The organism is Micromonospora sp. DT15, assembly GCF_049841475.1.
Taxonomy (GTDB): domain Bacteria; phylum Actinomycetota; class Actinomycetes; order Mycobacteriales; family Micromonosporaceae; genus Micromonospora.
On the sequence record NZ_JBNCKJ010000003.1, the window covers coordinates 530,012 to 543,830 of the forward strand.

At 70.6% G+C, this 13,819-nt stretch carries 11 protein-coding genes; 8 read left to right on the forward strand and 3 right to left on the reverse strand.

The genetic code is table 11. The annotated features are described in order from the left end of the window. Positions 1-325: 325 nt before the first annotated feature. From ACLQ3F_RS09955 to ACLQ3F_RS09965, 3 genes are all read left to right on the forward strand, one after another. Positions 326-4,273 (forward strand): ThuA domain-containing protein, encoded by a 3,948-nt coding sequence (locus tag ACLQ3F_RS09955; RefSeq protein ID WP_425848102.1) that lies wholly within the window; start codon positions 326-328, stop codon positions 4,271-4,273. A gap of 94 nt (positions 4,274-4,367) precedes the next feature. Next, positions 4,368-4,715, forward strand: a complete 348-nt coding sequence (locus tag ACLQ3F_RS09960) for a PadR family transcriptional regulator (protein WP_387350031.1) — start codon at positions 4,368-4,370, stop codon at positions 4,713-4,715. Beyond that, positions 4,712-5,785 (forward strand): hypothetical protein, encoded by a 1,074-nt coding sequence (locus ACLQ3F_RS09965; RefSeq protein ID WP_425848104.1) that lies wholly within the window; start codon positions 4,712-4,714, stop codon positions 5,783-5,785. Before ACLQ3F_RS09960 ends, ACLQ3F_RS09965 begins: the two co-directional genes overlap by 4 nt. On the opposite strand, the gene ACLQ3F_RS09970 is transcribed toward ACLQ3F_RS09965, so the two are convergent. Continuing rightward, complete coding sequence (locus ACLQ3F_RS09970; RefSeq protein ID WP_425848105.1) at positions 5,782-6,255, reverse strand: septum formation initiator; 474 nt, start codon at positions 6,253-6,255, stop codon at positions 5,782-5,784. The two genes, ACLQ3F_RS09965 and ACLQ3F_RS09970, sit on opposite strands and share 4 nt — an antisense overlap. 102 nt (positions 6,256-6,357) lie before the next feature. On the opposite strand from ACLQ3F_RS09970, the gene ACLQ3F_RS09975 reads away from it, so the two are divergent. The 4 genes from ACLQ3F_RS09975 to ACLQ3F_RS09990 all read left to right on the forward strand — a co-directional run bounded on the left by ACLQ3F_RS09975 (position 6,358) and on the right by ACLQ3F_RS09990 (position 9,559). Beyond that, positions 6,358-7,053 (forward strand): response regulator transcription factor, encoded by a 696-nt coding sequence (locus tag ACLQ3F_RS09975; protein WP_425848107.1) that lies wholly within the window; start codon positions 6,358-6,360, stop codon positions 7,051-7,053. Then, positions 7,050-8,345, forward strand: a complete 1,296-nt coding sequence (locus ACLQ3F_RS09980; RefSeq protein ID WP_425848109.1) for an ATP-binding protein — start codon at positions 7,050-7,052, stop codon at positions 8,343-8,345. Before ACLQ3F_RS09975 ends, ACLQ3F_RS09980 begins: the two co-directional genes overlap by 4 nt. A 28-nt stretch (positions 8,346-8,373) precedes the next feature. After that, on the forward strand, positions 8,374-8,928 hold the full coding sequence (locus tag ACLQ3F_RS09985) for a DUF5872 domain-containing protein (RefSeq protein ID WP_355006138.1): 555 nt from the start codon (positions 8,374-8,376) through the stop codon (positions 8,926-8,928). 106 nt (positions 8,929-9,034) lie between these two features. Further along, positions 9,035-9,559 (forward strand): PepSY domain-containing protein, encoded by a 525-nt coding sequence (locus tag ACLQ3F_RS09990; protein ID WP_425848112.1) that lies wholly within the window; start codon positions 9,035-9,037, stop codon positions 9,557-9,559. A gap of 98 nt (positions 9,560-9,657) precedes the next feature. Here the strand turns inward: ACLQ3F_RS09990 and ACLQ3F_RS09995 are convergent, their stop codons facing one another. Then, positions 9,658-11,586 (reverse strand): ABC transporter ATP-binding protein, encoded by a 1,929-nt coding sequence (locus ACLQ3F_RS09995; protein ID WP_425848114.1) that lies wholly within the window; start codon positions 11,584-11,586, stop codon positions 9,658-9,660. A gap of 72 nt (positions 11,587-11,658) precedes the next feature. Here ACLQ3F_RS09995 and ACLQ3F_RS10000 point away from each other — a divergent pair, with 72 nt between their 5' ends. Next, positions 11,659-12,498 (forward strand): alpha/beta fold hydrolase, encoded by an 840-nt coding sequence (locus ACLQ3F_RS10000; RefSeq protein WP_425848116.1) that lies wholly within the window; start codon positions 11,659-11,661, stop codon positions 12,496-12,498. Positions 12,499-12,599: 101 nt separating this feature from the next. Here the strand turns inward: ACLQ3F_RS10000 and ACLQ3F_RS10005 are convergent, their stop codons facing one another. Then, the gene (locus tag ACLQ3F_RS10005) at positions 12,600-13,811 is read right to left on the reverse strand and encodes a chitosanase (protein ID WP_425848118.1); all 1,212 of its coding nucleotides are present in this window, start codon (positions 13,809-13,811) and stop codon (positions 12,600-12,602) included. Between the last annotated feature and the right edge of the window lie 8 nt (positions 13,812-13,819).

The window sequence follows — 13,819 nt, forward strand, 5'->3', positions numbered from 1 at the left end:
ATCTCCATACCCGGCTCCGACCGGACAATTCCCTATCTTTTGGGGCGTTTGTGTAGGACAGCCTTGCCTAACCGCCGATGACGGCGACTCAGGCGCAGGTGTCGGCACCGGAGCCCCCGACTGATGGATCGTGGCCCGAAAACCGTTATTCGATCTCACTTCACACAGTCGCGCCTGACCTGCGGAGATAACGCTCTCACGGATGCTGGGAGAGTGCTTGACGCGCCCGTGATCCGACCGCAACGATGCATTCACATATCTCGTCCCACCACCGCCTGGCGTGATCGGCGCACGCCGTCCCCCCGCACCGCGAAAGGACCCCACTGTGCGCAGATCCCTGAGATCGTGGCTCGGCCTCGCGCTGAGCGCGATCCTCGTGGCCGGCGGCATCGTCGCCTCGCCACCCACTGCCAGTGCCGCACCGTTCACCGTGCTGGTCTTCAGCAAGACCGCCGGGTTCCGGCACGGATCCATCACCCCGGGCATCGCCGCGATCCAGCAACTCGGTGCGGCAAACGGCTTCACCGTCGAGGCCACCGAGGACGCCGCCCAGTTCACCGACGCCAACCTGGACCGGTTCGCCGCGGTGATCTGGCTCTCCACCACCGGTGACGTTCTCAACGCCGCCCAGCAGGCCGCGTTCGAGCGCTACATCACCGGCGGCGGCGGTTACGTGGGCGTGCACTCCGCCTCCGACACCGAGTACGACTGGCAGTGGTACGGGGGACTGGTCGGGGCGTACTTCGCCTCGCACCCGGCCGAGCAGAACGTCACGGTCAAGGTCGCCGACCAGGTGCACCCGTCCACAGCGGGGCTGCCGCAGCGGTGGAGCCGGTTCGACGAGTTGTACAACTACCGGACCAACCCCCGGGGCAACGCGCACGTGCTGGCCACCCTGGACGAGACCACCTACACCGGCGGCAGCATGGGTGCCGACCACCCGATCTCCTGGTGCCAGAACTACTCCGGCGGCCGAGCCTGGTACACCGGCCTGGGGCACACCGACGCGTCGTACACCGAGGCGAACTTCCGTCAGCACCTGCTCGGCGGCATCCGGACGGCCGCCGGCGCGGTCGACGCCGACTGTGGCCCCACCGTCACCAGCAGCTTCCAGCAGGTGGAGCTGGCCAAGGGCGCGGCCGAGACCGGCGAGCCGATGAGCCTCACCGTCCTGCCCGACCGGGGCGTGCTGCACACCTCCCGCAACGGCGTGATCCGGCACACCGACGCCGCCGGCAACACCAAGATCGCCGCCACCCTGCCGGTCTACACCGGCGACGAAGAGGGTTTGCAGGGCATCAAGGCCGACCCGAACTTCGCCACCAACCGCTGGGTGTACGCGTACTTCGCCCCACCACTGAGCACCCCTGGCGGTGGTGCGCCCGCCGAGGGCACGCCGGCCCAGTTCGCCGTCTGGGAGGGCGTCAACCGGTTGGCCCGGTTCACTGTGAACGCGGACAACACCATCAACCTGGCCAGCGAGACGTTGATCCTCAACGTGCCGACCAGCCGGGGCATGTGCTGCCACGTCGGTGGTGACATGGACTTCGACGCGGCCGGCAACCTCTACCTGTCCACAGGCGACGACACCAACCCGTTCGACTCGGCCGGCTTCACCCCGATCGACGAGCGGGCGGGGCGTAACCCGGCGTTCGACGCGCAGCGCACGTCGGCGAACAGCAACGACCTGCGCGGCAAGGTCCTCCGGATCAAGCCGAGCGCGACCGGCGGCTACACCATCCCGGCCGGCAACATGTTCGCCCCGGGCACCGCGCGGACCCGCCCGGAGGTCTACGCGATGGGCTTCCGCAACCCGTTCCGGATGAGCGTGGACAAGGCCACCGGCATCGTCTACCTCGGTGACTACGGCCCCGACGCGGGCACCGCCGACCCGAACCGGGGGCCGGCGGGCAACGTCGAGTTCGCCCGGATCGACAGGCCCGGCTTCTACGGCTGGCCGTACTGCACCGCCCGCAACGACGCCTACAACGACTACACCTTCCCGTCCGGGCCGTCCGGGGCGAAGTTCAACTGCGCCGGTGGGCCGGTGAACAACTCGCCAAACAACACCGGCATCACCCAGCTGCCGCCGGCCGTTCCGGCCTGGTTGCCGTACGGCGGCTCCGGCTCGCCGCCGGAGTTCACCGGCGGTGGCCTCTCGCCGATGGGCGGGCCGGTCTACCGGTACGACCGCAACAACACCTCGCCCGTGGCGTTCCCCGAGTACTACGACGGGACCTACTTCGCCGGTGAGTTCGGTCGCCGCTGGATCAAGAACATCAAGCTCGACGCGTCCGGCCAACCGCTGAAGATCAACCCGTTCCCGTGGACCGGCACCCAGGTCATGGACATGGAGTTCGGCCCGGACGGCGCGCTCTACGTGCTGGACTACGGCACCGGCTGGTTCAACGGCGACGCCAACTCGGCGCTCTACCGCATCGAGTACGCCCGCGAGGGCAGAGCACCCATCGCCAGGGCCTCGGCCACCCCGACCAGTGGCACCGCGCCGCTGACAGTGGCCTTCTCCTCGGCCGGCACCCTCGACCCGGACGGGGACCCGTTCACCTACGCCTGGGACTTCGACAACAACGGCACCACCGACTCGACCGCGGCGAACCCGAGCTTCACGTACACCACGAACGGAACCCGCAGCCCGACGCTGACGGTCCGGGACACCACCGGAAAGACGGCCACCGCGAGCGTGGTCGTCACTGTCGGCAACAGCGCCCCGGTGGTCACCGTCAACACCCCGTTGAACGGGCAGACCTTCACCTTCGGGGACGCCGTGCCGTTCTCCGTGACTGTCACCGACGCCCAGGACGGCGCGATCAACTGCGCCCGGGTGAAGGTGAACTACGTCCTCGGCCACGACTCGCACGGCCACCAGCTCGGCAGCGTGCAGGGCTGCACCGGGGTCATCCAGACCTCGAAGGACGGCGAGCACGACGCGGCGGCGAACATCTTCGGCATCATCGACGCCGAGTACACCGACCTGGGTGGAGGCGGCCAGCCGGCGCTGACCACGCACACCCAGGCCGTCCTGCAACCTCGGGTACGCCAGGCCGAGCACTTCGGTGACTCGTCCGGCATCCAGATCGTCGCCGGGGCAGCGGGCAACGGCGGCGCGGCGGTCGGCTACGTCGACAACAACGACTGGATCTCGTTTAGCCCGTACAACCTGACGGGCGTCCAGTCGTTCAGCGCCCGGGTCGGCGCACCGGCCGGTGGTGGCGGCACGCTGGAGTTGCGGGTCGACTCGCCCACCGGCCCGCTCGTCGGTTCGGCCACCGTCACCTCCACCGGCGGGTACGCCACCTTCGCCACGGTCACCGGCGGGGTCACCGCCCCGACCGGCACCCGGACCCTGTTCCTGGTCTTCAAGGGCACCGGCCCGTACTTCGACATCGACGAGTTCACCCTCTCCACCAGCCCCGGCGGTCCCGGACCTGACCCGGACCCAGACCCGGATCCCGAGCCGGGCGCCAACCTGGCCCGGGGCAAGCCGGCGCGCGCGTCCAGCTTCGAGGGCGCGTTCACCGCGGCGAACGCGTTCGACGGCGTTGCCGGGACCCGGTGGGGCAGCGCCTTCGGGGACCCACAGTGGATCGACGTTGACCTCGGCGCCACGTACGCCATCAACCGGGTCAAGCTGACCTGGGAGGCGGCGTACGGCAGTGGCTACCAGATCCAGACCTCGCCGGACGGGGTCAACTTCACCACGATCCGTACGGTGACCGGCGGTGACGGCGGGGTGGACGACCTGACCGGGCTCAGCGGCTCCGGCCGGTACATCCGGCTCCTCGGCACCACCCGGGGGACCGCCTGGGGCTACTCGCTGTTCGAGTTCGAGGTGTACGGCGGCGGCGGTGGAACCGGTCCGCCCGGCGGCAACCTGCTGCTGAACAAGCCGACGTCGACGTCCAGCAACGAGGGGGCCGACGTGTCCGGCGCCCAGGCGGTCGACGGCAGCCTCACCACCCGCTGGTCGAGCACGTTCTCCGACCCCCAGTGGATCCGCGTCGACCTCGGCAGCCCCACCGCGATCGGTCGGGTCAAGCTGAGCTGGGAGGCGGCGTACAGCAGCGCGTACCAGATCCAGACGTCGAACGACGGCACCACCTGGACCACGGTGAAGACGGTGACCGGGGCCGACGGCGGCGTGGACGAGCACACCGCCCTCGGTGCCAACGGCCGCTACCTGCGGATCCTTGGCACGGCCCGGGGCACCGGATATGGCCACTCGCTCTGGGAGTTGGAGGCCTACGCCAGCTGAACCACCACCGGTGATGTGGCCGGCACGGGGATCCGTGCCGGCCACGTCCGTTCACAGCCTTGCATATACCGCCTGTCGGTATATGCTCCCTGGCATGGCTGAGGCTCCACTGCGGGAACCGACGTTCCTGGTGCTCACCGCGCTGGCGGAGGCGCCCATGCACGGGTACGCCGTCATCGAGGACGTGCTGCGCATCTCCGACGGCCGGGTGCGCCTGCGCGCCGGCACCCTCTACGCCGCCCTCGACCGACTCCGCGCCGACGGCCTCATCGAGGTCGAGCGCGAGGAGGTCGTGCAGTCCCGACTGCGCCGCTACTACCGCCTCACCGCGTTGGGCGCGCGGCGGCTCAGCGAAGAGGCGGCCCGCCTGCGACACAACGCGGACGCCGCTCGGGTGCGGCTGCGCCGCGGCGGCCTACTGACCGACGGGGGTGCGGCGTGAGCGGCGACGAGCTGGAGCGCGGTTACCGGCGACTGCTGGCCGTCTATCCCTGGGAACACCGGCGGGTGTACGAGGACGAGATGCTGGCCGTGCTCCTCGCCGGTGCGCGACCGGGTCAGCGTCGACCTGACGCCGCCGACGTGCGGAATCTGGTCGGCGCCGGATTGCGGGCGCGGCTGCGGGTGGGCGCACGGGGGTTCACCGAGCCGAGCTGGGCCGACGCGGCGACGGTGACCGGCCTGCTGATCGGGGTCGTCCTGCTGGCCCTCGCCGCGAAGGGACTGCTCAACCAGCTCGTCCGTGCGCCAGGCCTACCGCCCGGGTTCGCGCCGAGCGGCCCGGATCTCGTCGACTGGCTGCGCGTCGCGGGCTGGGCGGGCGTCTGCGCCGCGCTGCTGGTCGGGTGGCGTTGGCTCGCCGCCGGTCTGGCCTGGGCCGGCGTGCTCGGCTGGGGTGCGCTCGTCGCCCCGCAGACCGGTGACAACCCGACGTACGTGGTGGACATGCTCCCGCAGCTCGCCCTCGCCGTGGTGGGTGCCGCCGCGCTCACCGTGCGGGCGCCGCGTCGCCGGGCGATCGCGCTGCTGGGCGTACGCCGACTGCTGGCACTGGTGCTCGCGCCAACCGCGATGGTCGCGCTGTTGGTGGCGAACCGGGTGGGCAGTCCCACTTTCGACTTGTCTGCCGATGGGGCGTCCTACCAGGTCTTGTACAGCCTTGAGGCGAGCAGTGAGCTGGTCATCTGGCTCTACGTCGCGGGCCTGGCGGCCGCCGCGTCGGCCATGGTGATCGTGGTGGTCACGCTCACCCCGGAGGTACGCCGACGGATCGTCGTCATGCTCCTGCCCGTGGCGGCCCTCGCCCTGGTGATCGACAATGCCCTGGCGGGGTGGGTCACCTCGACGATGAACATGGGGCACGCCATCCCCCTGGTGCCGGCGCAGTGGGCGATGCTGGTGCTGGTCGCGCCGGTGACCTTCCTGGCCGGGGCGCTGCTCGTGCGACGTCGAGAGGAGACCCTGCGCATGGTCGCCCTCGGCCGAAACGCGGACCGCGAGCAGAACGGCTAGTCGTCGGCGACGGACACCGGCTCCGAGCCGATGCAGCGCACCTTCAACTCGTACTCCCGATTCGCCCCCTGGAACGTGACCTCCACGTCGTCGTCCGGGCCCCGGTCCACGTCGCGGACCCGGTAGCCCTGCGCGGGCGCCCAGGAGACGAGGCGTACGCCGCCGACGCCGCACTCGGCGACGGCAGTGCCGCCGTCCGTGGCGAACCCCCGGCGGGCCCCGGAGGTGGCGCTCGGCGCGGCGCCCGTCGTGCCCGGCGGGGCCGAGGCGGTGCCTGTCGTGCCCGGTCCGGCCGTGGGCGCCGGCTCTGGTGAGGCGAGCGCCCGCTCGATGTCGGCCTCGCTGCGCACCCCACCCGGGGTGCCGGTGAGACTCTCGCCCACCAACCGGATCGCGCCCAGACCGATCACTGTGGCGATGGCGGCGGTCGCCACCCACCCGGTGGCGACGAGGATCGAACGACGGCCCATCCCCTGACTATCCCCGATCCGGCCTTGTCGTTCGCACATCCGAACGCTAAGGCGTGGTTAACGTACGCCGCACCGACGACGGCAGCGGTTAGCCTGCCAGCTGTGGCCCGCCTGTTGCTCATCGAGGACGACCTGACGATCCGTACCCCACTGATCCGGGCCCTGCGCGAACGCGGACACGCGGTCGCGGCGGCCTCGACCGCGATGGCCGGGCTCCGCGACGCGCTGGAGGACCGACCCGACCTCGTCGTGCTCGACCTGGGCCTGCCCGACCTGGACGGCCGCGAGCTGTTGCGGATGTTGCGCGCGGTCAGCGCGGTGCCCGTCATCGTGGCCACCGCACGCGACGACGAGACCGAGATCGTCCGGGTGCTCGACTCGGGCGCCGACGACTACGTGGTCAAACCGTTCACAGCGGCGCAGCTCGACGCCCGCGTCCGGGCGGTGCTGCGGCGGGGCCCCTCCGGCACCGAAGGGCAGGTCCCGGCGCTGGTCGTCGGCGGGCTCCGCGTCGACCCCCGGGCGCGGCAGGTGACCCTGGACGGGATCGCGGTCGAGCTGACGCCCCGTGAGTTCGATCTGCTGCACCACCTCGCCGGCCGGCCGGGCCAGGTCGTCACCAAACGTGAGCTGCTCACGGAGGTGTGGCAGATCCCGTACGGCGGCGCCGACAAGACCGTCGACGTGCACCTGTCCTGGTTGCGTCGCAAGTTGGGGGAGAACGCCCAACAGCCTCGCTACCTGCACACGGTGCGTGGTGTCGGGGTGCGTCTGGAAGCCCCGGCGGCGCAACCGTGAGGGCGCGTCTCGCGCTGCTGGTCGCCGCGGTCAGCGTCCTCACCCTCATCGCGTTCCTGGTGCCGTTGGCGTTGCTGGTACGCACCGTCGCCGAGGACCGGGCCACCGTGCGGGCCACCGCCGACGCGCAGAGCCTGGTGCCGGTGGTCGGCACCGCCGACGCGGCGACCATCCGGCTCACCGTCGAGCAACTCGCCGCGGAGTCGGGTCGACCGGTGAGCGTCTTCCTGCCCGACGGCACTGTGCTCGGCGCCCAGACACCGCGTACGCCCGCGGTGGCCCTCGCCGCGCGCGGACAGAGCCTCACCGGTGAGTCGGCGGCCGGCCGGGAGGTGGTCATCGCCGTGCAGGGCCGGGCGGACGGCACCGGGGTGATCCGGATCGCGGTGCCGCAGCACGAGCTGACCGCCGGGGTCACCCGGGCCTGGCTGGTGCTGGCGCTGCTCGGCGTGATCCTCGTGCTGATCGGGCTTTTGGTCGCCGATCGGCTGGCGCGCACCCTGGTCCGGCCGATCAGCGACCTCTCGGCCGTCTCACACCGGCTGGCCAACGCCGAGCTGGACGCCCGCGTCACGCCGGCCGGCCCACCCGAACTGCGCGAGGTGGCCGGTGCGCTCAACCACCTCGCCACCCGGATCCAGGTGCTCCTGGTACAGGAGCGCGAACAGGTCGCCGACCTGTCCCACCAGCTGCGTACGCCGCTGACCGCGTTGCGGCTGGAGGCGGAGTCGTTGCGTGACCCGGACGACGCCGCCCGGATAACCGCCGCCGCCGACGGGCTCGAACGCGCGGTAACCGGGCTGATCCGGCAGGCCCGGTGGCGGCACGCACCGGCACAACCGGCCTCCTCGGACGCGGCGGCGATCGTCGCCGACCGGGTCGCGTTCTGGTCGGTGCTGGCCGAGGACACCGGCCGGGCCGTCACCCTCGACCTGACACCCGGCCCTCTCCCCGTCGGTGTGGCCGCCGACAACCTGACGGCGGCCGTGGACGCCCTGCTCGGCAACGTCTTCGCGCACACCCCCGACGGGACGCCGTTCACCGTCCGGCTCGTCCGTGAGGCGGGGGAGTCGGGCGAGGTGGTCCTCACCGTCGCCGACGAGGGGCCGGGCATGCCCGCCGGGGCGATCCGGCGGGGCGCCAGCGCGGCCGGGTCCACCGGCCTGGGCCTGGACATCGCCCGGCGTGCCGCGCAGGCCGCCGGCGGTCGACTGGAGGTGCGGGCGGGCCCGCACGGCGGCGCGCAGGTGCTGCTCCGGCTCGGACCGTCGACGTCGCCGGGGGACGCATAGGCCCGGCGGTGCCGGGTAGCTGCCAGTCATGGCGCGGTATACGAAACCCGAGCTCAGAGAGCAGATCAAGGAAGAGATCCAGGCCTCCGACAAGGGCGGCAAGCCGGGGCAGTGGTCGGCGCGCAAGTCGCAGCTGGTCACGCAGGAGTACAAGCGGCGCGGCGGCGGATTCCTGGGTCAAAAGGACGAACGGCAGAAGGCGCTCCAGCGCTGGGGCAACGAGAAGTGGCAGACGAAAGAGGGCGACGCCCGGGCGCGCAAGGACGGCACGACGAGCCGCTACCTGCCCAAGAAGGCATGGGACGAGATGTCGGAGAGCCAGAAGCGGGCGACCGACACGAAGAAGCGGGAAGCCTCTCGAACGGGCAAGCAGTACGTCGCCAACACCGGACCGGCCAAACGGGCGCGTCGGGACGCCACCACGGCCGGCCGGATGACGGAGATGTCGGTCGCGGAGGCGGCCAAGCTGGTCCGTGGCCTCGACACCCGACAGCTCAAGACAGCGCTGCGTAACGAGCGCGCCAGCAAGGACCGCAAGACGCTCGTCCAGCGGCTGGAAGCCGAACTCAACCGGCGCGGCTGACCCGGCCCTCGACCGCCTTAACCCGGCCTTAGCGTCCGGACAGCGCGCTGCTATCCCGATCTGGCCGATCCTCGGAGTCGACAACCGAGGAAAGGTGGACACCACTATGAAGCGCACCAATCTGCTTCTGGCGTCGGTCGGCGGGTCGGCGGTGCTGGCGGTGGCCGGGATCGCGCTCGGCGTCAACGCCGCGAACGACTCGCGGACCGGCGGCACGGCACTCGCCGCGGCAACCGTCGCGCCGACCGCCACCGACGCGCCGGCAATCACCGGTACGCCGTCAGTCGGCACCCCATCGGGTACGCCGTCGAGCGCAACGCCGTCCGGTACGCCGTCGACCGGCAGCGCGCCCGCGGGTAGCGCGGTCGACGAGAAGCGCGCCGGTGAGATCGCGCTCGCCAAGGCCGGTGGCGGTCAGATCGTCGAGGTCGAAGCCGAGAAGGAGAACGGCCGACCGGTGTGGAGCGTCGAGATCGTCGCTGGCGACACCGAGCACGAGGTGGACGTCGACCGGGACAACGGCTCGGTGGTCAAGGCCGAGCAGGAGCCGGTCGACGACGATGACAACGACGCTGACGACGACAACGACAACGACAACGACGACGCTGACGACGACAACGACGACGAATGAGCTCGGTCGCCGCTCACCCCGGGTGCTGCGGTGAGCGGCGGCGCGCTGTGACGCGGTGGTCGGACTGTCCCTCGCGGGCGGATCGACCACCGCGTGCGTCATGTGGCGACGCGCTGCTCCTGGACCGTCGGTCGCTCCTGTGCTGCCGGTTGCCCCTGTGCTGTCGGCTGCTCCTGGGCGAACTGGGTGCGGTACAACTCGTGGTAGCGGCCACCCGCCGCGAGCAGGTCACTGTGTCGCCCACGTTCGACGATGCGCCCCGCTTCCACGACGAGGATCTGGTCGGCCGCCCGGATGGTGGAGAGCCGGTGCGCGATGACCACGCTCGTCCGGCCGGTCAGCGCCTCGGCGAGGGCGTCCTGAACCGCCGCCTCCGAGGTGGAGTCGAGATGCGCGGTGGCTTCGTCGAGGATGACCACGCGCGGGCGTGCCAGCAGCAGGCGCGCGATGGTGAGCCGTTGCCGTTCCCCGCCGGACAGGCGGTATCCGCGCTCGCCCACGACGGTGTCCAACCCATCGGGTAGAGAGCGGATCAGGTCGTCGAGGCGGGCCCGCCGGAGCACCTCCCACATCTCGTCTTCGGTCGCGTCCGGCTGGGCGAACGCCAGGTTGGCGCGGATGCTCTCGTGGAAGAGGTGCCCGTCCTGGGTCACCACGCCCAACGCCGCCCGGATCGACTCGGCCGACAGCTCACGGACGTCGACGTCGGCCAGCTTCACCGCGCCGTCCTCGACGTCGTACAGGCGAGGCACGAGCTGCGCGATCGTCGACTTGCCCGCCCCGGAGGAGCCGACGAGCGCCACCATCTGCCCCGCTTCGGCGCGGAACGACACCCCGTGCAGCACTTCCTCACCGCCGCGCGTATCGAGCTTTGCCACGTCCTCCAGGGACGCGAGCGACACCTTGTCCGCTGACGGGTAACCGAACCGGACCCCGTCGAACTCGACCGCGACCGGCCCCTCCGGAAGGGGTCGGGCGTCGGACTTGTCGAGGATCAGCGGCTTGAGGTCGAGGACCTCGAACACCCGCTCGAAGCTCACCAGCGCGCTCATCACCTCGACCCGAGCACTGGCCAGCGACGTCAGCGGTGCGTAGAGCCGCGACAGGAGCAGCGCGAGAGCGACGACCGTCCCGGCGTCGAGGCTGCCCCGTAGGGCGTAGAGACCACCCAGCCCGTAGACCAGGGCCAGTGCCAGCGAGCCGACGACGGTGAGCGCGGTGATGAAGACCCACTGGAGCATCGCGGCGCGGATGCCGATGTCCCGGACCCGGCGTGCCCGAGCCGCGAACTCGGCGGACTCCTCGGCCGGCCGCCCGTACAGCTTGACCAGCGTGGCACCGGGTGCGGAGAAACGTTCCGTCATCCGGGTGCTCATGGCCGCGTTGTGCTCGGCCGCTTCACGCTGCAACTGGGCGAGCCTCGAACCCATCCGCCGGGCCGGAAGAACGAAAATGGGCAGCAGGACGAGCGCCAGCAGCGTGATCTGCCACGAGAAGGTGAGCATCACGGCCAACGTCAGCATCAGCGTGACGGCGTTGCCGACCACACTCGACAGGGTGTCGCTGAAAGCCCGCTGCGCGCCGATGACGTCGTTGTTCAGGCGGCTGACCAGTGCGCCCGTGCGGGTCCGCGTGAAGAAGGCCACCGGCATGCGCTGTACGTGGTCGAACACAGCCGTGCGCAGTTGAACGATCAGCCCTTCACCAATGCTGGCGGAGAGAAATCGCGTCACCAGCCCCAGCCCGGCCTCGGCGAGGGCGATCACGGCGATCAGGACGGCCAACCGGATCACCACGCCGCTGTCGGCGCCGTCGACGATCGCGTCGACCACCCGACCGGCGAGAACGGGTGCCGCCACAGTGAGGACCGCCGTCACCACACTCAGCAGCAGGAACCTGACGATCAAGGCGCGGTGTGGCCGTGCGAACTGCGCGATCCGCTTCAAGGTGGCGCGGGACAGCGGTCGCTCGTCCTGCGCGTTCATCGCGTGGTGCAGAGACGTCCACGCGGCAAATTCCATGCTCATGCATTACCTCCGATATTGGAGGCTAGGACCTCACCCGAGCTTGAGGTCAAGTCGCCACGCGATACTGGCGATATGGACCCGGGCGTGCGCGGCGACGACGGCTGCCGTCTGTGGGCGGATCAGGCCGGCGCCGGGCCGCCTCTGGTGCTCTGTCACGGGGGTCCGGGTCTGTGGGATTATCTCGCCCCGGTAGCCCGGCTGCTCGAAGAGCATGCCCGCACCATCCGGTGGGATCAGCGCGGCTGTGGGCGCTCCGAGCGGCGTGGACCGTACGGCATCGCCCGTTTCGTGGCCGATCTCGACGCGGTACGTGACCAGTTGGCCGGTCCTCGGACAGCCCTGTTGGGCCATTCGTGGGGTGCACACCTGGCGTTGCGGTACGCCATCGAACACCCCGAACGGGTCAGCCATCTGATTTACGTATCCGGGACCGGCATTGATGCCGATCGCGGCTGGCACCCGCACTACAAGCGCAATCTGCGGTTGCGGCTCGGGCCTCATCTGGGTCGATGGGAGGCCCTCAGCGCGCGCGACCGCACGCCCGCGGAGGAACGTGAATGGGCGGTACTGCAGTGGTCGGCCGACTTCGCCGACCACGGCACGGCACTGCGCAACGCCGATCGCATGGCCACGCCGTGGCTGGGCATCAACCGCGAGTGCAACCAGGCTGTCAACGCCGAGGTCAAGCAAGAGCTCAGCACATTCGACATGGCCGAGCAGTGCCGAGCGCTCGACCTGCCCGTGCTGATCATCGACGGCACCGAGGACATCCGGCCCCGCTGGGCCGTCGACTCGCTGCACCGCGCTCTGGCCAACAGCCAGCGGGTGAGCCTCGCCGGGGCCGGCCACCTTCCGTGGGTCGAAAACCCGCACGACTTCCGCCGGGCGGTGGACACGTTCCTCAGGCAGTGAAGGTGCCAGATCTCCGGCTGGCACCCGGACGATCCTGCCGTAAGCGCCGGGTGGCGGGGCCGTCGGCGAAACGAACGGCGACCCCGCCACCACTCAGCGAGCTAGCCGATGCGGAACTGTTCGCCGTAGACGGCGAACGTCAGGGGCGTGTTGAGGTTGAAGTTGCCGTTGTTGAGGAACACCCGCTGGGCGGTGTCGACGCGGGAGGTGTCCGAGTGGGCCGCTTCCTTCCTCATCTCGAGGACCCGCTCGTCGAGGAAGGCGTTCAGCCAGGTCCGCTCGTCGCCGCCCTGGGCTGGCGGCTTGGCCCGGTTCAGGGCGCGGCTGCGGATCTGGCGCATGCCCTCGTACCCGTGCATGACCGCCGCGTCGTAGTAGGCGAACTGGCCGAGCGCCCGGACCTGGTCGTTCTTGCCGTCGCGTACCGATGGGTTGAAGTAGACCCTGTCGCGTTCGGCCTCCTGGGCGGCCTGGAAGACGGAGTCGTTGGCTGCGGTCCGCCAGTCGCGGGGGAAGTTGGGGTCGAGGCCCGAGTGTGACGGGGTGCCGTTGACGTTGCGCAGCGCCGGCAGGTAGCCGGTGAGCACGTTGCCCGGCTTGGTGCGGGTGTACGCCTCGACCAGTTCGAGCATGTCGCCGGTGCCGGAGCAGAAGCCGATGATGCCGGCGGTGTAGCCGCGCCCGTCGCCGATGTCCTCGATGTAGGAGAACTGCGCGCGCCAGTCGAGTGAGGAGTTCTCGGCGGCCGAGACGAGCTGCATGGCGACGTCCTTCTTCGCCGGGTCGTCGAGGTTGGTGCCGGTCGGGGTGGTGGGCGGGGGAGTGGTGGGGGTGCCGCCGCCCGGCAGGGTCCACCGCTGGTTCGTGGTGCCGCCGCACGTCCAGATCTGCAACCGGGCACCGTTGGCGGTGCTCCGGTCGGTGACGTCGAGGCACTTGCCGGAGGCGGTGTTGACGAGCGCGCCGTTGCTGGCGGTCCACTTCTGCGCGCCGGTGTTGTTGCAGTCGTACAGCTGCACCTTGGCGCCGTTGGCTGTCGACGCGGCGGTGACGTCGAGGCACTTGCCGAGCGCTCGGATCGAGTTGTCGCTGTTCCCGACGGTCCACGTCTGGGCCGCGCTGCCGTTGCAGTCGTAGAGCTGGACGGCAGTGCCGTTGGCCGAGCTGGCGCCCGCGACGTCGACGCACTTGCCGCCCAGGCCGGTGATCGGGCCGGCGGTCGCGGCGCTCGCCGAGGGCAGGCCGTAGCCGACGGCGGCGACGCCGATCAGCAGGGTGCCCACGACGTAGGCGGCTGTTTTTTTGTGAACCATGGGTGTTC